The sequence below is a fragment of the Acetobacter sp. JWB genome, assembly GCF_003323795.1.
Lineage (GTDB): Bacteria > Pseudomonadota > Alphaproteobacteria > Acetobacterales > Acetobacteraceae > Acetobacter > Acetobacter oryzifermentans.
Genome location: NZ_CP030872.1, coordinates 49779 through 71048 on the forward strand (window position 1 = coordinate 49779; position 21270 = coordinate 71048).

The window sequence follows — 21270 nt, forward strand, 5'->3', positions numbered from 1 at the left end:
AACACCGACTTCATACCTCTCACAGCAAACCGGGCTCAGAACATCGCATTAACAGCAAATTGCGGTGACACCTGAATGCTTTTGTTATGTCCTGCAAAATAGAATGCTGATCCTACGATCACTCCCCAATTTGCATTCCAGTTATATTCAAATGCAGGTGCGATCTGCCAGTCTGTTCCGGCTGCTCCGGTCTTATGAATGTACGTGCCGTTCTTATCATGACCACGCAAGGTAGAGCCATTCGACCAGTCGTGCGCAATATCCATGGCCAGAACCCATTTCTGGCTTAAACCATATTCCAGAGAGAAACCCGTCTGGCCACTCATCCCCGGCTGGCCGCGACCACGAAAGCCATAGGCTGTTCCATAGCTGGTGGTATCAACAAGTTTGGCTGATGTCACAGCACGGCGAAACCAGTTCCATACCCGCAGACGCAATTCATGGTTGCCCGGCAAAGTGTAAGTTGATTGCTCTGTCAAAGCCGTGCGGAAAACGTAGGCACCACTTCCTACCCCATCCTGCTTATCACCGAGCTTTGTATAATCTCCGGTCGGGAAAACCATGCCCACGAACAGATTAAATGCTGGAATATAACGCTTAGGGTTCGGTCGTACCAGACGATAGATCAGATCAACAGGCACATCCCCTGTTTTGGGGCCATGAGAATGACCTTCTGCATGTTTCCATCCATAATCTACAATCGTATGCACCTGAATACTGAAATCTGGGGAAATACCGTATTTCCAAAGCGTAGAGTTTGAAAACATACGTTGTAAGGGATGCGCCGCAGGTAAGGTCCGCCCATGGGGTCCAAAACTTCCTAAATGATGTGGTCCCGTCCGTTCGGACAGTTTTGTGGGCTTGATAAGCTATACCCGGTTGTTGTTATGCCGCCCTTCTGACGGCGTTGCTGTTGGCCATCTGTGAATTGCCCCGGGTTTTGTGGAGACGTTTTTTATCTGATTTAAGCGGCTAATGCATGTGATTTCTGTTGTGCATAAAAGCGTGCCTCAGCTTCTGCTGGCGGGATGTTTCCAATGGAGGACAGGAGCCGCCGATTATTGAACCAGTCGACCCATTTAAGTGTTGCCAGTTCAACAGCTTCCCTGTTTTTCCATGGCCCCTGCCGATAGATGAGTTCGGTTTTGTAAAGTCCGTTAATGGTCTCTGCCAAGGCGTTATCATAGGAATCCCCAACACTGCCGACAGAAGCAACGAGCCCCGCTTCAGCCAGTCTTTGCGTGTAGCGAATGGACACATATTGACAGCCGCGGTCGGAATGGTGGGTCACTTTTCCCTCAGGCTGCCTCTGGCACAGAGCCTGCTCAAGGGCATCCAGTACGAAGTCGGTATGAGCCGTTGAGGAGACACGCCAACCCACAATAACCCGTGCAAAGACGTCAATGATGAAGGCCACATAAACAAAGCCCTGCCAAGTGGAAACATACGTGAAATCCGAAACCCACAGTCTGTTGGGGGCAGGAGCATGAAACTGGCGCTGCACCAGATCCTGCGGACACGGACGTTGCGGATCAGGCCGTGTGGTTCTGACCCCCTTGCCACGAATGACGCCTTTCAGCCCCATCCGGCGCATCAGCCGCTCTACCGTGCAGCGGGCGACATCCACGCCTTCACGTCTGAGCTGATGCCAGACCTTGCGCGCTCCATAGACGCAGAAATTATTATTCCACACTCTACGGATGTCATCGCACAGTTCTTTGTCTTTCTGGCTGCGCACACACGGATTTTTCTGTCTGGCAACAGTTGCATAATAGGCAGATGGTGCAATCGACAGAACCCTGCAGATTGACCCGACACCATATGTCTGCCGGTGCTCCTCAATGAAGCGTGTCATGGCTTGAAGATGCGGTCGAGCTCCGCCTGGGCAAAATATGCCGACGCCTTACGCAGGATTTCATTGGCCTGCCGCAATTCGCGGTTCTCTCGCTCCAGTTGCCTGATCTTCTCTCGATCAGGCAGGTCACTCACCGCAGGCGCATTGGCACGTTCATGCAGACGGGTCCATTTTGACAGCGTGTCAGGATGAATATCCAGCTTTGGCGCTATCATCATCACTGCAGACCACCGCGAAGGATGGTTCTTCTCTTCCTCCAGAACCATGCGGGCTGCACGGTCACGAAACTCAGGCGGAAAACGCTTCGATTTATTGCTCATGAATTCTTCTTACCTCACGGGTCTTTCTGTCTCCACAAAACCCGGGGCAATTCATTGATGAGACCGGTTTTCTGAAGAAGGGTCAGGCGTCCTGCGGTGTGGGGCGGCAGTATACGGGATCTGCCGGCAAGATCACGAACTGCCAGATTGGTGTGTTTGGCGCTTATGTTTCGGAACGGGGGCATGCCTTTATTGACCGCGCCCTGTATCTCCCGAAAGACTGGACATCAAAGCCTGAGCGTCTGAAGCGGGCCCACGTTCCCGATGACGTGGTGTTTGCAACCAAACCGGCGTTAGCCTCGATGATGATTGAGCGAAGTATTGAGGCCGGTGTGCCGTTCCGCTGGGTTGCAGCAGACAGCGTGTATGGCGTGGGCGACGTAGAACGCACGCTTCGCCGGGCAGGAATTGGATATGTGCTTGGGGTCAAGGGCAATCACTGGTTCGGATCATGGGCAACGGAACCGCTGATTGCCGGAGAGGCGAAAGATATTGCAGCAGGACTGCCAGACCAGGCCTGGCGTCGTCTGTCAGCGGGGCACGGCACAAAAGGTGAGCGACTTTATGACTGGGCGTATCTTCCGCTTGCTGATCTGGATGCTGAAGAATTTGACTGCCCTATAGCCGGACCATGGACACGTGGCCTGTTGATCCGCCGAAACATCGCTGACGGGGACCTTGCCTATTTTACGACCTGGAGCCCGAAAGGGACAACCACGCAGGAACTGGTGAACGTTGAAGGGACGCGCTGGAGGATCGAAGAAGGGTTCGAGACGGCCAAAAACGAATTTGGTCTTGATCATAACGAGACCCGCTCCTGGCATGGTTGGCATCGGCATGTCTCTCTGGTCATGCTGGCCTATGCCGTCATGGCCAGTGTCCGTTACCAGGCAAACTCACTGAAACCGAAAAAAACACAACTCAGAACACGACAGTCCTTGTCCGCTGGTCCATTCAGGAGATCAGGCGCCTCGTCGTAAAACTTGCACAACGCAGACTACCCGTCTCTCACATCCTCAGATGGTCCGTCTTTCGACGAACGCATCAGGCCAGTGCTATCCGCGCTCACTCACGACACAAAATGCAACTGTAGTGCTAGCAGAACCATGGACTGACACTACTACTAGTACAGGTCGGCTTATGCTTGCAGTCTTGGGTGGACTTGCCGATGTGGAACGCGATCTAATTCGTACACGTACATCAGAAGGACGCATTCGAGCGATCCGGCAAGGGAAAAAATGGGACGTCCTTGTCGCATGACAGATGTCCAAAGACAGGAAATTATTGATAGACGCTTAAAAGGTGAATCTTTAAAATCTATTGCAGCTTTCTATGAGATTAGTGAAAGCACTGCATCGCGGGTTGCGCGTGGAAAATATAGATCCTTCTTATAATAAATTCTGATTTTTGCAAAAATCAGGACTTTGACCTGACGAGGTATTCCCTTTCCTGAAGCTAGATGGATGCCGGCCACTGTTTCCGTGACCAAAGCCTGGATACTTGGAATAGGAAGCTAAGCGATGTGATGAGAAATTTTCTTTCTCCGTAGAAACCGTTGTCTGGTGGCCATTCAGGTTCACGTCATCTTTGCGCGTTATAGGGGCAAAGACGCTAACGCAATGATGGCGTGCTGTGATCGTATTAGGAAGGCCAGATACAGGTTATGCAACGGGTGATACGTTACGGATTGTCAATTCTGATAACACTCAGCCTGTGCGGATGTGTCTCTTATACCGAAACAGAAAGTATCTGTAAGGGAACGGAAGAAGGTATTCTTCTGCATATAGATGGCTCATATGCAGGCTATCCACATTCTGTTTTACGGCATGCAGTCTTGCAGAGTGTTGCCTGTCCTGTAGGAGAAACAGAACTTCAGGCATTTCACGCCATTGCTGTGCCACCACCACATATGCGGGTGTCTATCAAGCGTCCGGCCGGGCAGGGGCGGTTGGGATCGCTTTCCGTCACATTATTTTCGCAAGGGCGTTTTGTGATTGGTGAACGCATGGCCTTGACGTCTTTTTCACGCACCCAGTCACCTTCATCCATAAAAGGCGACATCAACTTGGCAACGGTCAATCTATGGAATGACCTCGCCTCCCGAATTACGCATAACAAGCCGATTATTCCGTAGGAGGCTGCGTGTAACCTCATGCGTGAAATCCTGCTGTTAAGTATTGTGACATTTTCATTCGGCATATTTTCCGCAAATGCCCAGAACATGCCAGAAAAAATAGATTTTCATAGAGCCGTTAATATGGCCTGGGCGGTTGATCCTGTGCGCACTGAATTGCAGGTTGGCCATCATTCTGCAAAGGCGCGCAGCAGTGCGGCAGGGTCATGGTTTGCTGGCGGCCCAACTCTGTCCGGTGAATATATGGATGACCATGCAATCGGCAGTAATGAAGGGTACACCACCTATCAGGGAGGGGTGTCCGTACCGCTCTGGTTACCAGGGCAGGGAAGTGCCACACGTCAGGTTGCAAGTGCTGAAGCCGCATCTCTGGATGAGCAGCTAAATGTTGAATACCTGTCGCTTTCCATAAGGGTATTGGATGGGGCAGCCAAAGCACAGATTGCGCAGGAACGTTTAAAGGCGGCACATCAACTGTATGAGTATGCAAGCAGGATAAACAGTTTGATTGCCCATTCTGCGCATGTGGGTGAATCTTCATCTTCGGAAAGCCAGATAGCACAGTCAGAAATGGAAAATGCCCGTAATGAACAGGCATTGGCGCAAGAATATCTGGAAAATTCTCAGGCTGAACTGGAAGTTTTATTTGCCCAGCCAGTTGAGGTTGATCTTTCTCATGGTGCAGATATGGCACATGTGCGGTTTGTGGAACCGCGTGATATGGAAGACAATGATCCGCGCGTAAAAGCCGCACACAAAAATGTAGAAGCTGCACAAGCTAATATGAAGCTTGCCCGCCGCTCTTTTATGCCCAATCCAGAACTGGGTATCGATGTGATTCATGAAAAACAGTATGGCAGCCCATGGGATGACCGGGTTGGTGTCAACTTCAGCATCCCACTACCAAGCGAGGCCCGGAATACACCGATTATGTCTGAGGCCAGCAACAGGCTTGCTTCTGCCAATAGTCAGGAAATACAGGCCCGGCGCATGGTACATCTGGAAATATCCCGTGTGCGGGCTCGGCTGATGGCTGCCACAGCTGCCCGGCAGACCACCCGTATAGCCGCGGCAAATATGCAAAAGCGTGCAGCGGCAGAAGAGCATGCCTGGCGGGTGGGAGAGGCAACGCTCGAAACTGTCATGCAGGCAGAACAGGCTGCCTGCAATGCGCAATTTGCCAACGCTCGAGCAGAGGTGGAGTGGCATGTCGCAACGCTGCGTATGATGATTGCCATGGGGATTACACCATGAAAGGACGCATCCTTGCGTATTTCGCTGTGTGTTTTTGTATGTCACCTCTCGCCAATGCGGAAGATCAGATACTCCCTTCGGTTGTCGCGCTAGATATGGCAGCGATAAAAAATGAAGGTATTACAGTGACCTTTGCCAAATCCGGTAAGGTTTCTCGCATTCTGCCAGTTATCAGCCGGGTTATGCCCGATACCACGCGGCTTGTGTATATTCATCCAGCCGGAAGCGGCAAAGTGCTGGACGTTTTGGTGCAGCCAGGTGCTTCGGTCCGTAAAGGACAGGTCCTGTTGCGCTATCAGGATCATTCTCTCCATGGTGCACGGCTTCAAGCCATTCAGATGCGTGCCGCGTTAACAGCTGCCATTGCCAGTAGAAATGATGCCGCAGCCGCAGTGCAGCGCGCAAAACAACTGGTTGGTCAAACTCTTTCATTGGCAGAGCTGCGCCGCAGGCAGGATATTCTGGCGCAGGCAGATGCAACCATGCGTGCCCGACAGGCAGATGTGGATACATTGGGTCATCGGTTTAATGAGGAGTTCAATTCATCTTCTGAACAAAGCAGCCGAAAACAGCAGGATGAGGTATCAACCCTGATCTCTCCGGTTGATGGTGTGGTGCAAACGCTGGGCACATCTGTCGCCGCAGACCTAACGCCAACTACAAACGTGGCAAGCGTAGCGGATCTGTCTGACGTGTGGATTGTTTCGGATATTACGCCGGAACAAGCAGCATGTCTTCAACCTGGAGGCCTACAGACCACAGAGACCAACGATGGTGCCATCACATCCCGGATTGATACAGTGGATGGCATGGCCAACCCGCAAACAGGGTTGGTGCGTGTTATCAGCCGTGTTTCCAACCCAACTGGTGTGTTGGTTCCAGGCATGGTGCTGGATGCCAGCCTGACGGAGCGTGACAGTGTAACGGGAATGGTCGTGCCGTCAGATGCCATTCAGAAAATTGATGTCCATAACGTCGTATTTGTGCAGATAGATAAAACGCATTACCGGCCTGTGGTGGTGGATGTGGTCTTGGATAATGGCATGCATGCGGTTGTAAGCTCAGGCTTGAAAGAGGGTGAGGCAGTGGTCAGCCACGGCAGTTTTGCCCTGAAATCAATCATCGGGCTGGCCGGAATGGACGCAGACTGATGGCCCGTAAATACCTGGAAGCTTTGCTGCGGGCCCGCATGCTGGTGCTGGGTGGATTGGCTCTGATATTGGCGGCAGGTATGATGGCAGTGCTGGAACTGCCAGTGGAGGCTGTGCCTGATATTTCCCCAAAACAGGTTCTTGTATCCGTTGTGGCTCCAGGCCTTGCGACCGAGGAAGTGGAAAAACTGATCACCTTTCCGGTTGAAGCCAGTATGACCGGTATTCCCGGTCTCACAGATCTGCGCTCTGTTTCCCGTGGTGGGGTTTCGGTTGTTTATGTGCAGTTTGCTGATGACACGGATATCAATCTTGACCGCACGCGTGTGAATGAGCGCATCCAGCAGGCGCGGGGTTCCATATCTGTGCCGGGTATCACCGTAAGCATGGGGCCGCTTGCAACGGGCATGGGTGAAATCATGCAGTTCCAGATCAAGGGAGCAGGGCGCTCACTTATGGAACTCAACCGGATCATGAACTGGACGGTAGTCCCGCAGATGCGGCTTGTGCCGGGTGTTGTGGATGTAAACGTCAATGGTGGCGCGGAAGAAACCTATGAGGTTGCACTGGATCCTGCCCGGCTGATTGCCAGCAACCTTTCAGTGAGTGAGGTTTATCGCGCAGTGGATGCAAACAATGCGGCATCAGGCGGTGGGTGGATCACCCATCATGCCGAACAGCAAAGTGTTGTCGGGCGTGGGTTGATCAGCAGCCTTGCGGATTTTGGCAACATTGCCGTACGCGCCAATGCCGATGGCTCCATCATACGTTTGCGAGATCTTGGGCACATTACAACTGGCGCACGCACACGCCTTGGCGCTGTTACCCGTGATGGGCAGGGTGAAATTGTAATTGGCGTGGTGATGATGGAAAGTGGCGCAAGTTCCAACGCCACATTGGCTGCCATCAATCGTGCCTTGCCAAGCATAAGGCAATCCTTACCAACGGGTGTTACGCTGGAGCCCTATTACACCCGCGCCACATTAACCGGGCAAACAATCGCGACCGTGCGCGATAACCTGCTGATGGGTGCCGTGCTGGTGATAGCGGTGCTTGTGGTTGTGATGGGAAGCTGGCAGGCCGCTCTGGTGATTGCCTCCGTTATTCCAGTAGCTCTTGTCTGCGCCATGGCCGGCATGCGGTATTTTGGCATTTCAGCCAATTTGCTTAGCCTTGGCGCAATTGATTTTGGCATGATTGTTGATGGCTCATTGGTAGTTATTGAGCATATTCTTTCAAGGCGGGAGGAGGAGCCGGAAGCCGCGTTTATGCCGCTGGTTGTCTCATCCGTTCAGCAGGTCATGCGGCCTGTGGGCTTCGCCATACTGGTCATTATTATGGTCTATCTGCCTATTCTGACCCTGCAGGGCATTGAAGGGCATATGTTCCGGCCTATGGCGCAAACGGTTATCATGGCGCTTCTAGCTTCGCTGGCTTACTGCTTCATCTGTATTCCCGTAATTGCGGCTCTGGCTTTGGCACGTGTGCGGCCAAAAGGAGATACATGGCTGATTGCTCGCCTGCGTGCTCCATATGTACATCTGACAGAGTGGGGAGAAGCACATCCGCAGCTTCTGTTTGGGGGCACGCTGGTTGTTCTAGTGTTATCGGCAGGTCTTGCAACACGTCTGGGTGGGGAGTTCATTCCCCAGCTTGATGAAGGGGCTTTGGCTGTTACCACCACACGTCTGCCCTCAGCATCTCTGGAGACTGTACTTGCATCGGTGACAAGACAGGAACAGATTCTGCGGGGTTTTCCTGAAGTCAAAACGGTTGTCAGCAATACAGGCACATCCGCCATTCCCACAGACCCGATGGGTGTGAATGAGACTGACAGCTTCATTCTTCTCAATCCGCCATCAACATGGAAAACCGCGCGCACGCAGGCCGGACTGGTGGCTGCAATGGATGAGACACTGCGGCGAGAATTGCCAGATGCGCTGTATTCCTGGAGCCAGCCGGTGCAGATGCGCATGGATGATCTGCTCTCTGGCGTAAGAACACAGATTGCGGTTTCGATTTTTGGTGATGATCTGGCAACACTCGCTGCTCTGGGAGACAAGGTTGTAGCTGCTATTGCAAGTGTAAAGGGTGCCGCAGATGTGGCAGCGGCGGGTGATGGCAGTGTGCCGCTGGTTGTGGTGGACATTGATCGCGCACAGGCTGCCAGCCGCAACGTGGCAGTACAGGATATTCTGGATACGGTGGAAGCCATAGGCGGACATATTGGTGCGCGGCCTGTTATTGTTGGCAATGCCATTATCAGCACGCAGGTGCGCCTGAACGGCCGCCATGTGGCTTCAGCAGCAGCTATTGCTGCTTTGCCTGTTCGGCGTATGGATGGGCAGGGGAATGTCATGCTTTCACAAGTGGCGCATGTACATGAAGTTGATGGTACACCACGTATCAGTCGTGATGGCGTACGCCGCCGCATGGTGGTGCAGGCCAATGTGCGAGGGCGGGATCTTGCCTCCTTTGTGGCTGAAGCGCAGCAGCGTGTGGCGCATGATGTGCATCTGCCATCGGGCTACACCATGCAATGGGATGGGCAGTTCCGTAACCTGCACTCAGCTGTGCAACGTCTGGAAATTGTTCTGCCTGTTGCTCTTGGTCTGATATTTGCATTGCTGGTTGTAACCTTTGGCGCAATCCGGCCCGCACTCTTGGTTTTTATCAATCTGCCTGTGGCTGCAACCGGCGGCATTATTATGCTGACATTACGTGGAATGCCCTTCAGTATTTCAGCAGGTATTGGATTTATTGCCCTGTTTGGGGTGGCTATTCTGAATGGCGTTGTGCTGGTGAGCGAAATAGCCGCATTGCGCGCGCGAGGTATGGCCGTGGCGCAGGCAGCTTTTGCGGGCGCAAAAGCCCGCTTCAGGCCGGTTATGGCAACAGCATTGGTAGCAAGCCTTGGCTTTTTTCCCATGGCGTTTTCTGAAAGTGCAGGCGCAGAGGTGGAGCGGCCTTTGGCCAGCGTGGTGATTGGTGGGTTGGTGACATCCACGCTGCTCACTTTGCTGGTGCTGCCATCCCTGTATGCCCGTGTCATGCGAGAGGAGGTTCAGGACTGATGCGTATCCTCATTGTGGAAGACGAGCATGATCTTGGGGCCGCCGTGCAGGAGCGTGTGCGGCAGGATGGACATGCCGTGGACTGGTTCATGACATTGGAAGATGCACGTGCAGCCGTAGCAACCGTGGATTACGACTTCATGCTGCTGGATCTTGGGCTGCCAGATGGCAATGGGCGCGATCTGCTGCGTGAGATCCGCCGTACGTCCTTTGATACCGCCATTCTGATCACAACGGCAGAAGACCAGATCAGTGACAGGATTGCAGGTTTGTCCGATGGAGCGGATGATTACATTGTCAAACCCTATGACCTGAATGAACTTGTTGCCCGGATTGCAGCTGTCGCGCGCCGGTACGTCACGCCACGCAGGCAGGCCTGCTACCAGATAGGCGAGATTGTTATTGACCGGGAAAATCGTTCCGTAATGCGTAATGAGATGGAACTTGAGTTAACAGCACGGGAATGGGCGATTATGGAACTGCTGTCTCGCAGGCCCGGACGCATTTATTCTCGCCATCAGATTGATACAGCCTTGTATGCGCTGGATCAGGATGTTGGCAGCAATACAGTTGAGGTTTTTATTAGCCGCCTGCGTAAAAAGGTTGGCAATACGGTTATCAAAACTGTTCGTGGCCGGGGCTATTGCCTGGCCGATAGAGCAGACGCATGAAAAACTGGAGCCTTGCGACCCGGATTGTCAGTGGTGTTCTGTGTGTGGTCACGCTGAGCCTTCTTGCCCTCAGTATCGCCGTTGCTGGTTTTACGCGTTACGAAATCACAGAACGTCTGGACAATTCCTTGCAGGAAGTATCCGAACGTTTGCAGACTATCATCACCATACAGCCGCATAGAGCCCAGTCAGACAACGTGGCATGGGTGCCTGATGTGGGGCCACGAACACTCGCGTATCAGGTTGTTGACCAATCTGGCCATGTTGTTCTGCGTTCTCAAAATGCACCGGTTGAACCTTTTGTGTCTGATATTCATACAGGTTTTGCCAATACCCCTTTGTTCAGGGTTTATATTGCGGCACCTACGGCCACGGCTTATCGCGTGCTTGTTGGTGAGCCCACGTTGCATCGGCGAGGGGCCACATGGCGTGCTACGGCCATAGCGGTCTTGCCGATACTGATTTTTCTGCCCGTAATTTGGGTGCTGGTGCGCCTGATCGTGCGTCGTGCCTTGCGACCTTTGAACCGTTTGCATGATGAAATGCAATCTCGTGGCAGTGGCAATTTAAGCCCTATTTCATCACTTGATTTGCCGGTTGAACTGGTTTCCATCCAGCATGCCGTAAACACGCTTCTATCCCGCCTGAAAACAGCACTTTCTACTGAACGCGCTTTTGCAGCAAGTGCAGCGCATGAATTGCGTAACCCACTTGGGGCCCTTCTTGCGCAGGTGCAGATGCTGGGGCGTATGCTGCCTGAAGGATCTTCGGCTAATAAGCGGGTGGAAATTATAGCAGATCGTACCCAGAGATTGGCCCGAACGGTTGAAAAACTTCTACAGTTTTCACGTGCATCTTCTGGCGTTGCTTTTCGGCGAGATCGTTTTGATCTGCTGGCCGTATTATATGTGCTGGTTGATGATCTGGGGCATCTACCACGTGATGGCCGGAGTATTGATTTAAAAGCCAAGGGTATTGGACATATTTTTGTTTATGGAGATATGGACGCAACCGGTATTCTGTTGCGCAATCTGCTTGAAAATGCCCTCTTGCATGGCACTTCCGATATGCCAGTAAAGGTTGAGGTAAAACCTGAGGGCTGTATTGACGTTATTAATGATTGTCCTGCCTTGGCCCCGGATACATTGGCCCAACTGACAAGCCCATTTGTGCGTGGCGGCAGTTCCAGCAATGGCAGCGGCCTTGGTTTAGCAATCGCCAGTAATATTGCCAGGCAGATGGATGCGCGCTTGCAATTACAATCACCTCTTACTGGTTCTGCGCGGGGATTAAGTGTTTCCCTATGTTTCCCTAACCCAGAAATCATATTGCTGTCTGAAGAAACCTGACAGTAACGCGTTCAGGTTTGCGTCATGTTGGTGGTGTATTGTGTTCTTGATGAAATATGGAAAATAATATCTTGAACAGCCAGAAAGAAACTCATGCAACATCCCGTTTGGGATGGCTTCGGGCTGCTGTGTTGGGCGCGAATGATGGTATTCTGTCAACATCCAGCCTTATTATGGGTGTTGCCAGCGCACATGCTAGTCGGGAAAATATTTTGCTGGCTGGAATATCAAGCCTGGTGGCCGGAGCCATGTCTATGGCTGCAGGAGAGTATGTTTCTGTCAGTTCGCAGGCAGATTCAGAAAAAGCTGATCTTGCTCGTGAAAAGCAGGAGCTCGGTAGCAGTTGGGATACCGAAGTTGGCGAACTGGCTGATATATATCGCCAGCGTGGGCTGGATGATGCTCTGGCCTGCACGGTTGCACAGCAGCTCATGCAACATGACGCATTGGGGGCACATGCCCGTGATGAATTGGGTATTTCCGATGCAACATCTGCACGACCAATACAAGCGGCCTGTGCATCGGCTGGGGCATTTTCGTCTGGTGCAATACTCCCGGTGTTGGCTGCATTACTCTCATCTTCATCTATTGTATCATGGGCTGTGTCTGCAGTCTCACTCATAAGCTTGGCGTTACTTGGAGTTGTGGGAGCCCGTGCAGGTGGTGCTGCACCTTTGCGGCCTACCTTGCGTGTCATATTTTGGGGTATTGTCGCTATGGTGGGAACAACTTTTGTTGGGAAAATATTTGGTGGTTCGTAAATAAATTATCATTTGCCCGTTCAGAGATGACATGATGATAAATATATCTTGTAAAGTGGACATAAATATCTCAGTTCCTTGGATTTTATTTTAGATGATAGTGAGCGCGATTGAACCGCGAACGTCTAAAGTCATCGGTATGACTGACGTTCTTTCCCGTCCATTCCTGCCGCCTAAGAGATGGCAGGAGTTCGAAAGTCTCACCTTCGATCTCTTCAGCCGCATCAAGAAGTGATTATGCCACGTTGCTTCAAAAGCAGGCTTCATAAAGAGATGGAGCATGCTGTTAAAATGTTTTGACATCGTATCGTTGTATGTGCGAATGAAAGGAAGCACATTTCTCATTACTTCGTTTGCCAATGGCGGTGAATGATAGGGAAATGACGGCATCGGTCACGACGATACCCGGACGGCCAACGACGGTCTCCGTGCCTGAAAAAGGCGTTTCCGTTCATGTTAATGACGGAGACTGGATGCGATGACGTGGACAAAGGATTTCTTAAAGCAGGTAATCCGCGCACTTTGCTTGCGGCCTTTCTTTACTTCGATGTCTCCTTCATAGTGTGGGTTCTTCTGGGACCGCTGGGTATTTCGATCGCACATGATCTGCATCTGAATGCTGGCCAAAAAGGACTGCTGGTGGCCACGCCTGTTTTGGCTGGTGCCTTATTACGTGTGGTTGCTGGTGCGCTGGTTGATCATTTTGGGCCGCGCCGTGTGGCAATTGGTGCACAGATATTTGTTATCGCGGGGCTGTTTGTTACATGGCTTGTAGCTCCACACAGCTACGCAGCGCTGTTTGGTGTAGCGCTGGTGCTAGGCGTGGCAGGTGCATCATTTGCTGTTGCTCTTCCCCTTGCTTCTGCCTGGTATCCACCACAATATCAGGGAACTGCGCTAGGGATTGCCGGAGCTGGTAATTCTGGCACTGCGCTTGCTTCCTTGTTTGCTCCCGGCCTGGCTGCACTTTACGGCTGGGTTAATGTTCTGGGGTTGGCAACTCTGCCATTGATGGCTGTGTTGATTGTCTTTTGCTTTTTAGCCAGTGAACCACCAGAACGTCGGGTTGGTGGCGGATTGACAACGTGGCTGCCTGTTTTGCGCAATGCCGATTGTTGGGCGCTTATGTTCTTCTACGGTGTTACGTTCGGTGGCTTTGTCGGGCTGGCTTCATTTCTGACAATTTATTTTAACGATCAATATGGTCTGTCTCCCGCTATTGCGGGTACTTGCACAGCTTTGGTTGTGTTTGTTGGTTCATTCGTGCGCCCCTTGGGAGGGGCCATGGCAGACCGTATTGGCGGTGAACGCGCGCTGAGCATTTTATATACGCTTGCTGCGGGCATTTTTGCCGTGATCGGGGTCGGGCTTCCTACAATCTGGCTTGCTTTTCCGGCCTTTTTTCTTGGCATGCTTGTGCTGGGTTTGGGAAACGGCGCCGTGTTCCAGCTTGTGCCTACGCGTTTTCCAACGCGTGTAGGCATTCTTACCGGTCTGGTGGGTATGAGCGGTGGTGTTGGTGGGTTCTATCTTGCGTCATCCCTTGGCGCAGCCCGGCAGATGACGGGCTCTTATGGCCCAGGGTTTTTGTGCTTTGCTGTTATTGCGCTGGCTGCACTTGCATGTGTCAGTTTTTGCCGTCGGCGCTGGATGGCCAAAAGCAACGGAATTCCGACGGGAGCAAATGCTCCTGGTGCCCTGTAATCCTTCCCTTCCTACCAGAGCCGGAATACTGCTGTGACCCGTATTTTCTTTTCGTCCCATTCGGCCTCTTTTTCTACCGCATCGGTGGCTATGCTGGCAGGATTGTGCCTGCACCAGACAGCTTGGGCAGATAATGCTCAGCCTGCAAACAAGCAGACAACGAATGCGCAGGTTCTTGCCAAAAGCACCATCATGCCTGCGCTCAAACAGAAAGCGCCTTATTCCAATTCAACACCACATAGTCCAGATTGGGGAGTATTTAATACAGGTAAAGGTGTAGCCTCCGGTTTTGGCATCATAGGGGGGCCTGGGCAGCCCCGTTGGGCGGAAGACTGGAGTGACTTGGCAACCATGTCCCCAGCAAAAAGGCGTGCAGACTGGTTTAACCGTCTGAAATACATTCCGCTGACAGATAATGGTGATATCTGGCTATCGATCAACGGAGAAGAACGCTTACGCTATATTTTTGAAAACCAGCCCATGATGGGCACTGCCGGCAAAACCAATGCAAACCGTGTTCTACTCCGTAACCAGTATGGTGCAGATCTGCATATTGGTGAACATATTCGTGCATATGCCGAATTTCTTTGGGGCGTGGCTGGTGGTTCCAATTATTACGGCTATCAAACTGGTGTTCAGCGCGAACGGTTGGATCTTCAACAAGGCATTTTGGAAGTTAAAGGCAACCTGCTGGGCGCAAAAATGGGAGCAATAGGGGGCAGGCAAGTTTTTCTTGATGCTCCTTTGTCCATGCAGTCGTCACGAGATCTGACGAATGCCCAGCAAACATGGGATGGATTTCGTGGATATGCGGTTTGGAAATCATTCCGCATGGATCTGTTTGATTTCATGCAAACAAACAAGTTGCCTCGTAACGTTTTTGCGAATGGTACAAATTATAATGCCCGCATGTATGGCATTTATACATCCACAGCACTGCCCAACTTTACCGTTATGGGGCAAAAAAGCCAGATTTTTGCAGATGTTTTTTTCATAGGGTATCTATTTAACGGTACACCTGCGGCTATTTCCACAACAACGGGCACACAAAGTGGTTCAACCCGGCGCGATAATGTTGGTTCACGTATCTGGGGCAATGTTGGGCCATTTAATGTGAGCCTGACAGGGGTGTTTCAGGGGGGAGAGTTTCGCCCGGCAGCCAGTCTCAGGGGGCAACACGTGCAGTTCGTGCCTGTGCGGTTAATGGTGTATTTGGTTGGACAGCAAAAAATCTGAAATCTGCACCGTCTTTTTCATTGCAGGCAGACATGTTTTCTGGCGGGTCCTATCATAGCAAGGATGGTGCTGTTGGAACATTTGCGACCCCATATTTTCCTTTCCCTTATTATAATGATGTCACGCTTGCCCTGACATCTCAGAACCTGATTGGTGTCGGGCCGGTCATTACGGCCACGCCTGTTCCTCATCTGCTTCTCAAATTGCATGTGCCGGTCTTCTGGCGGGAAAGTACGCAGGATGCTGTTTATGGAACTGGCAAAATATACTCATGGCGCAACAATCTTTCTGGTGGGTTTATTGGGGCCACACCACAAACACAGATTGCATGGAACTTTGCGCCACATTGGACCTGGACACATGATATCGCCGGATTTGTGGCCTCGAATGGCATGAGACAAGCCGGGGCAAAAGATGGCGCTTTTTATATGCAAACCATGGAATTCAAATTCTGATGCCAAGCCTTACAATAGGAGAGACGGTCATGATCACTACAGAAAACATTGTCATTATCGGTAACGGCATGGTGGGGCATTACTGTGCTGAACAGCTTGTTACGCATGGTTTGCATAAAACACACGCTATCCATATTTTTGGTGATGAACTTCACGATGCCTATGATCGTGTGCATCTCACTGATTATATGAGTGGGCAAGATGCATTGGCATTGCGCCTGCATAAAGACGACTTTCATACACATCATGGCCTGACACTCCATCGTGGTGTGAGGGTGGAACATATTGATCGTGATGCCAAAACGGTTGAAAGCATCGAGGGCGTTCTACCTTATGGCACGCTTATTCTTGCCACCGGCTCTACGCCATTTGTGCCGCCCATACCCGGTAACACCGGTACAGCCGGGCTGGTTTATCGGACACTTGATGATCTTGACATGATCCGGGCAGCAGCCAATGGCGCTACACATGGTGTGGTTATTGGCGGCGGCCTGCTTGGGCTGGAAGCCGCAAATGCATTGGCTGGGCTAGGTTTGTCCACCGCTGTGGTGGAGTTTGCACCACGCCTTATGCCGGTGCAACTTGATGAAGATGGCGGACAGGCATTGAAACAGCGGATTGAAGCCCTTGGGATCAATGTCCTCACCGCACATGCCACGCAGGAAATTGTTGCAGGAGAAAACTACAGGCATAGGCTTGTTTTTGCCGATGGAACGTTTCTGGAAACGGATCTGGTCGTTTTTTCTGCCGGCATTCGTCCTCAGGACCGTTTGGCACGTGAATGTGGGCTGGCTATCGGGTCACGTGGCGGGGTTGTAATTGATGATACATGCCGTACTTCTGACGCAGCCATTTTTGCTATTGGGGAATGTGCCTGCTGGAATGGGCAGGTTTTTGGGCTGGTTGCCCCAGGTTATACAATGGCCCGTACGGTGGCATCCATACTGGCAGGGGAGCAGGTGGCCTTTGCCGGAGCGGATATGTCCACAAAGCTCAAGCTTCTGGGGGTTGATGTTGGCTCTCTTGGAGATGCACACGGTCGTACACCGGGGTGCCGCAGTTACAGATTTATTGGAGAAATAGACGGTTCCTATCGCCGCCTTGTGTTGTCTGAAGATGGGCATCATGTGCTTGGTGCCGTGCTTGTGGGAGACAATGCCTATTATGATACCATTCTCCAATGTGTACAGAATGATATTAAACCCCCGGCAGATCCAGCGGCACTCATCCTGCCGCGGGGGGAAGGAGCTGATCTGCTAGGAGCAGATGCGCTGCCTGATACAGCCATGATCTGTTCGTGCCATAATGTGACGAAAGGAGCGATCTGCGCATCCATTGAGAACGGCTGTACGGACTTGGCAGGGCTGAAACAATCCACCAAAGCCAGTACGGGCTGCGGCGGATGTTCAGCTTTGCTTAAAAATGTATTTGAAACGGAGCTGGAAGCACGCGGCATTACCGTTGATCATAGCCTATGCGAACATTTTTCCTATACACGCCAAGATCTTTACGCGCTTGTCCGTGTGCATGGGATTCAGACGTTTGAGGATCTTATGGCGCAATATGGCAATGGCGGTTTGGGTTGCGATATCTGCAAACCTGCGGTTGGTTCAATCCTTGCTTCGGCCTGGAATAAACCTATTACAGACCCTCTCTATATTCCGCTGCAGGACACGAATGATACATTCATGGCCAATATGCAAAAAAACGGAACATATTCGGTGGTACCCCGTATTGCAGGTGGAGAAATAACACCGGAAAAGCTGATTGTTCTGGGGCAGGTGGCCAAAAAATACGGCCTTTATACCAAGATTACCGGTGGCCAGCGTATAGATCTGTTTGGTGCGCAACTGGACAAACTCCCCGATATCTGGAGCGAATTGATGGATGCCGGGTTTGAGACCGGGCAAGCCTATGGCAAATCCACCCGAACGGTGAAGTCCTGCGTGGGCAGCACGTGGTGCCGTTATGGTGTGCAGGATAGCGTGGGTAAGGCGCTGGACCTGGAAAATCGCTACAAAGGCTTGCGTGCGCCGCATAAACTGAAATTTGCCGTTTCTGGATGCACCCGTGAATGTGCTGAAGCTCAAAGCAAGGATGTCGGTGTTATTGCCACAGAAAATGGCTGGAACCTTTATGTTTGCGGTAATGGCGGTATGCGCCCCCGCCATGCGGAACTTTTCGCAACAGATCTGGATTCTGAAACACTTGTGAAATATATTGATCGTTTCCTGATGTTTTATATCCGTACGGCAGATAAGCTCCAGCGTACCTCTGTATGGCGGGAAAACCTGGAAGGCGGGCTGGATTATCTTCGTGAAGTTATTATCGCTGACAGTTTGGGTATTTGTACGGAACTAGAGAAACAGATGCAGATGGTAGTTGATAACTACCACTGTGAATGGCGCGATGCGCTGACAGATCGCGAAAAACTCAAGAGGTTCCGTACCTTCGTTAATGATCGGCGGCCGGATCCGAATATTCGTACCGTTGCCGAGCGTGATCAGGTTCGTCCGGCAGACAATTTGCCAGAAACCACATCATCAGCAGGCCCAACGGAATGGACAGAATTGTGCCAAAGTCATGATCTGGTCGTAAAATCTGGTGTTGTGGCATGGTATGATGGAAATCAGATAGCTCTGTTTTACTTGCCAGAAACAGAAGTTACACCTGCGCAGGTGTATGCAATTGACAACCATGATCCATTTTCGAACGCCAATGTTATTGGCCGCGGCATTATGGGGGATCTGAAAGGGCAACTGGTTGTGGCATCTCCCCTTTATAAGCAGCACTTCCGTTTGGAGGATGGGCAGTGCCTGGAAGACCCGGCTATCCGTTTACGGACATGGGATGCCCGTTTGGAAAATGGGAAAGTGATGATCCGGGCAAAAATAAACGAATATACGCCGGAAACTCTCTTGGCCTGACCTAATTATGGCGCGGGAAGAAGTCCGTACGGTTTGCCCTTATTGTGGGGTAGGATGCGGGATTATACTGGAAGTGGAGAATGACCGTATTGCAAAGGTGCGGGGAGATACAGCACATCCTGCAAATGGCGGCCGTCTTTGCACCAAAGGAAGTTCCTGTGACAAACCTCTTCTTTCCGATCAGCGCCTGCATCAGGCGCTGATCCGCCCTCAACGTGGAGAAAAAGCAGTTCCTGTAGCAATGCAACAGGCTATTAAGGACACTGCGGCAAGATTGCGGACAATCCTGAATACACACGGGCCTGATGCAATTGCTTTTTACGTGTCCGGGCAGATGTCGCTAGAGGCACAGTATCTTATTAACAAACTGGCCAAGGGATTTGTTCGTAGCCAGCATATTGAATCTAATTCCCGCCTCTGCATGGCCGCAGCCGGAACAGGATACAAACTTTCCCTTGGGGCGGATGCCCCCCCTGGCAGTTATGAAGATTTCGATTGCACAGATCTGTTTTTTGTTATCGGTGCCAATATGGCCGATTGCCATCCTATCCTGTTTTTGCGTTTGATGGATCGCAAGCGGGCCGGGGCTAGGGCCTGTTAGATCTTGAATTTCTTCCCATATTGTAGGGATGGAAGAAGGAGACAGAACAGGCACCTTTACGGACGAGACATGGGCGATCTGGGAACCTCTGATTGAGGAGGTTCGCCCGAGGGGCAAGACGCCGCCACATGATCTGCGGCGGACGATAGCAGCGATTTTCTGGCGTCATGAGAATGGCGCGAAATGGCGGAGTATCCCCGCTGAACTGGGTCCGTGGTGGCGGGCTGCGCAGCTTTTCATCCGCTGGGCGAAGCTCGGCGTATGGGAGCGGCTGCTCGCACTGGTTCAGGAACAACAGGGAGTGGCATTCGGAATGACTTTTCTGGATGGCACAAACATCAGGGCTCACCACAAAGCGGCGGGAGCCCAAAAAAAGGGGCCTCTTTCGAAGAGCGAGACCATCGTGAAGCACTTGGCCGCTCTCGCGGTGGCTATGGCACAAAAGTCTGCGTGATCGCTGATGGACATGGAAAAGCCTTCGGTTTTGCGCTGGCCCCTGGACAGGCTCATGAACTGCCTCTGGCACCAGCCATGCTCGACAGCCTTCCCGCCACTCCCCTGTGGGTAGTAGCGGACAAGGGCTACGCGTCGAACGCCATGCGTGAACGGATATGGGACATGGGAGCACGGCCAGCCATTCCTGCGAAACGACGCGATGGCCCGGTCGCCTGCCCCAAATGGGCCTATCGGTGTCGGCATCTCGTTGAGAACCTCTGGGCTCGCCTCAAGGAGTGGCGCGCTGTCGCAACCAGATATGAAAAAACAGCAACGTCGTTCCTCGCGGTCATCCACATCGCTGCCGCAGCAGACTGGATCAAGCTCTAACAGGCCCTAGAGCGGAACTGATATCACCTTACCTCTTTATAAACTTCTTATAAATAAAGAACCCCACGGCATTCCCGACGTTAGATATTTTTTGGATCAGAAAAACAAAAGCACAACCTCCAAAAGTCAATGTTTCGGTTTGGGAATGATGGTGGCACCGTAAGGTCATACCTGACGCCTGCTGTCTGGTTAGATTATGTCTCTTCAGAAAGGGGTTCTTCCATGACCTTTTCAATCGTGGCGCGCTGCCCACAAAGTGGACAATTCGCGGTGGCTGTATCTTCATCCTCTCCTTCTGTTGCTGCGCGTTGTGGGTTTGCACGAGCAGGAGTGGGAGCTGTTACAACGCAAAATGTAACGGATCCTCGCCTTGGGCCATGGGCACTGGATCTACTAGAGGCAGGAGCGTCGGCTACAGAAGCGCGCGATATCATTGTACGCAACTGCACTTTTCCTCATTACCGACAAATGAGCTTAATTGACCGTGAAGGTCGCACAGCGGTGTATACCGGAAGCAAAGCGCTGGGGCTGAGCACTGATCTGTGTGGTGTGAACATTGCATCTACCGGAAATCTTCTCGCCTCCAAATGCGTAGTGGAAGCCATTGTTCGCAGCTTTGAACAATCGGAAAAAAGCAAAGAACTGGGAGCCCGCGTTATTGTGGCCATGAAGGCCGGACTTGCCGCAGGAGGAGAGGCTGGCCCCGTTCGTTCTGCCGGGTTGCAGGTGGTGGCCCAAGAAGCTTGGCCCTTAGCCGATCTGCGTGTGGACTGGGACGAAGCTCCGATAACAAAGCTGGAAGAATTGTGGACTATTTGGCAGCCCCAAATGCATGACTATGTCACACGCTGCCTTAACCCAGAAGTTGCGCCATCTTATGGCGTTCCTGGTGATGAGTAAAAAATAAGATTCTTGATTTCTTTAAAAATTATCTATTTTTTTTGGAAGAAGAC

13 protein-coding genes, 4 pseudogenes and 1 other annotated feature are annotated in these 21270 nt (G+C 51.8%); of the genes and pseudogenes, 15 read left to right on the plus strand and 2 right to left on the minus strand.

Features of this window, described 5'->3' with window-relative positions; all coding sequences use genetic code 11:
* Positions 1 to 35: 35 nt before the first annotated feature.
* Together DS739_RS13485 and DS739_RS13490 are read right to left on the minus strand one after the other, a co-directional pair.
* A complete protein-coding gene (locus DS739_RS13485) occupies positions 36 to 767 on the minus strand; it encodes a hypothetical protein (RefSeq protein ID WP_006117298.1) in 732 nt (243 codons plus the stop codon).
* A 197-nt stretch (positions 768 to 964) separates the two neighbouring features.
* Positions 965 to 2175 (minus strand): IS3 family transposase gene (locus tag DS739_RS13490; protein ID WP_096884248.1). Its coding sequence is split into 2 segments (ribosomal slippage): positions 965 to 1890 and positions 1890 to 2175, totalling 1212 coding nucleotides; the frame shifts between segments, so codons are not numbered across the junction.
* Positions 1781 to 1897: a sequence feature (AL1L pseudoknot), on the minus strand. It overlaps the preceding gene by 117 nt.
* Before the next feature lie 53 nt (positions 2176 to 2228).
* Here DS739_RS13490 and DS739_RS13495 point away from each other — a divergent pair.
* The 15 genes and pseudogenes from DS739_RS13495 to DS739_RS13565 all read left to right on the plus strand — a co-directional run.
* Positions 2229 to 3155: pseudogene (locus DS739_RS13495) on the plus strand (IS701-like element IS1452 family transposase); the annotation flags it as partial.
* A 115-nt stretch (positions 3156 to 3270) separates the two neighbouring features.
* Positions 3271 to 3569: pseudogene (locus tag DS739_RS13500) on the plus strand (recombinase family protein); the annotation flags it as partial.
* Positions 3570 to 3838: 269 nt separating this feature from the next.
* A complete protein-coding gene (locus DS739_RS13505; RefSeq protein WP_006115451.1) occupies positions 3839 to 4309 on the plus strand; it encodes a hypothetical protein in 471 nt (156 codons plus the stop codon).
* 18 nt (positions 4310 to 4327) lie between these two features.
* Positions 4328 to 5563, plus strand: coding sequence for a TolC family protein (locus tag DS739_RS13510; protein WP_006115452.1), 1236 nt, complete (start codon positions 4328 to 4330; stop codon positions 5561 to 5563).
* Entirely contained in the window at positions 5560 to 6714 is a 1155-nt protein-coding gene (locus tag DS739_RS13515) for an efflux RND transporter periplasmic adaptor subunit (RefSeq protein WP_039891523.1), read from the plus strand. Before DS739_RS13510 ends, DS739_RS13515 begins: the two co-directional genes overlap by 4 nt.
* Entirely contained in the window at positions 6714 to 9788 is a 3075-nt protein-coding gene (locus DS739_RS13520) for an efflux RND transporter permease subunit (protein ID WP_006115454.1), read from the plus strand. The genes DS739_RS13515 and DS739_RS13520 overlap by 1 nt, the downstream gene beginning before the upstream one ends.
* Positions 9788 to 10459 carry a response regulator transcription factor gene (locus tag DS739_RS13525; RefSeq protein WP_006115455.1) on the plus strand — a complete coding sequence of 224 codons (672 nt, stop codon included), beginning with the start codon at positions 9788 to 9790 and terminating at the stop codon, positions 10457 to 10459. The genes DS739_RS13520 and DS739_RS13525 overlap by 1 nt, the downstream gene beginning before the upstream one ends.
* Positions 10456 to 11808: a HAMP domain-containing sensor histidine kinase gene (locus DS739_RS13530; protein WP_006115456.1), complete on the plus strand. Its 1353-nt coding sequence runs from the start codon at positions 10456 to 10458 to the stop codon at positions 11806 to 11808. Before DS739_RS13525 ends, DS739_RS13530 begins: the two co-directional genes overlap by 4 nt.
* Positions 11809 to 11864: 56 nt before the next feature.
* Positions 11865 to 12569: a VIT family protein gene (locus DS739_RS13535; protein WP_006115457.1), complete on the plus strand. Its 705-nt coding sequence runs from the start codon at positions 11865 to 11867 to the stop codon at positions 12567 to 12569.
* A gap of 483 nt (positions 12570 to 13052) precedes the next feature.
* Positions 13053 to 14273 carry a NarK/NasA family nitrate transporter gene (locus tag DS739_RS13540; protein ID WP_039891527.1) on the plus strand — a complete coding sequence of 407 codons (1221 nt, stop codon included), beginning with the start codon at positions 13053 to 13055 and terminating at the stop codon, positions 14271 to 14273.
* Between the two features lie 33 nt (positions 14274 to 14306).
* A pseudogene (locus tag DS739_RS13545) lies at positions 14307 to 15964 on the plus strand (alginate export family protein).
* A gap of 29 nt (positions 15965 to 15993) precedes the next feature.
* Positions 15994 to 18891: a nitrite reductase large subunit NirB gene (gene nirB, locus DS739_RS13550; protein ID WP_039891524.1), complete on the plus strand. Its 2898-nt coding sequence runs from the start codon at positions 15994 to 15996 to the stop codon at positions 18889 to 18891.
* 7 nt (positions 18892 to 18898) lie between these two features.
* Positions 18899 to 19483, plus strand: a pseudogene (locus DS739_RS13555) (molybdopterin-dependent oxidoreductase); the annotation flags it as partial.
* Between the two features lie 37 nt (positions 19484 to 19520).
* Positions 19521 to 20317, plus strand: a protein-coding gene (locus DS739_RS13560) for an IS5 family transposase (RefSeq protein WP_197051022.1) whose coding sequence is annotated in 2 segments (ribosomal slippage) — positions 19521 to 19860 and positions 19860 to 20317 — 798 coding nt in all. Because the reading frame shifts where the segments join, the coding sequence is not laid out codon by codon here.
* 129 nt (positions 20318 to 20446) lie between these two features.
* Positions 20447 to 21217, plus strand: coding sequence for a DUF1028 domain-containing protein (locus DS739_RS13565; RefSeq protein ID WP_006115463.1), 771 nt, complete (start codon positions 20447 to 20449; stop codon positions 21215 to 21217).
* Positions 21218 to 21270: the final 53 nt, after the last annotated feature.

Bases quoted from the DNA above. Each gene is read 5' to 3' on its own strand.
- DS739_RS13485 (WP_006117298.1), bottom strand. From the start codon at position 767: ATGTTTTCAAACTCTACGCTTTGGAAATACGGTATTTCCCCAGATTTC.
- DS739_RS13505 (WP_006115451.1), top strand. From the start codon at position 3,839: ATGCAACGGGTGATACGTTACGGATTGTCAATTCTGATAACACTCAGC.
- DS739_RS13510 (WP_006115452.1), top strand. From the start codon at position 4,328: ATGCGTGAAATCCTGCTGTTAAGTATTGTGACATTTTCATTCGGCATA.
- DS739_RS13515 (WP_039891523.1), top strand. From the start codon at position 5,560: ATGAAAGGACGCATCCTTGCGTATTTCGCTGTGTGTTTTTGTATGTCA.
- DS739_RS13520 (WP_006115454.1), top strand. From the start codon at position 6,714: ATGGCCCGTAAATACCTGGAAGCTTTGCTGCGGGCCCGCATGCTGGTG.
- DS739_RS13525 (WP_006115455.1), top strand. From the start codon at position 9,788: ATGCGTATCCTCATTGTGGAAGACGAGCATGATCTTGGGGCCGCCGTG.
- DS739_RS13530 (WP_006115456.1), top strand. From the start codon at position 10,456: ATGAAAAACTGGAGCCTTGCGACCCGGATTGTCAGTGGTGTTCTGTGT.
- DS739_RS13535 (WP_006115457.1), top strand. From the start codon at position 11,865: ATGGAAAATAATATCTTGAACAGCCAGAAAGAAACTCATGCAACATCC.
- nirB (WP_039891524.1), top strand. From the start codon at position 15,994: ATGATCACTACAGAAAACATTGTCATTATCGGTAACGGCATGGTGGGG.
- DS739_RS13565 (WP_006115463.1), top strand. From the start codon at position 20,447: ATGTTTCGGTTTGGGAATGATGGTGGCACCGTAAGGTCATACCTGACG.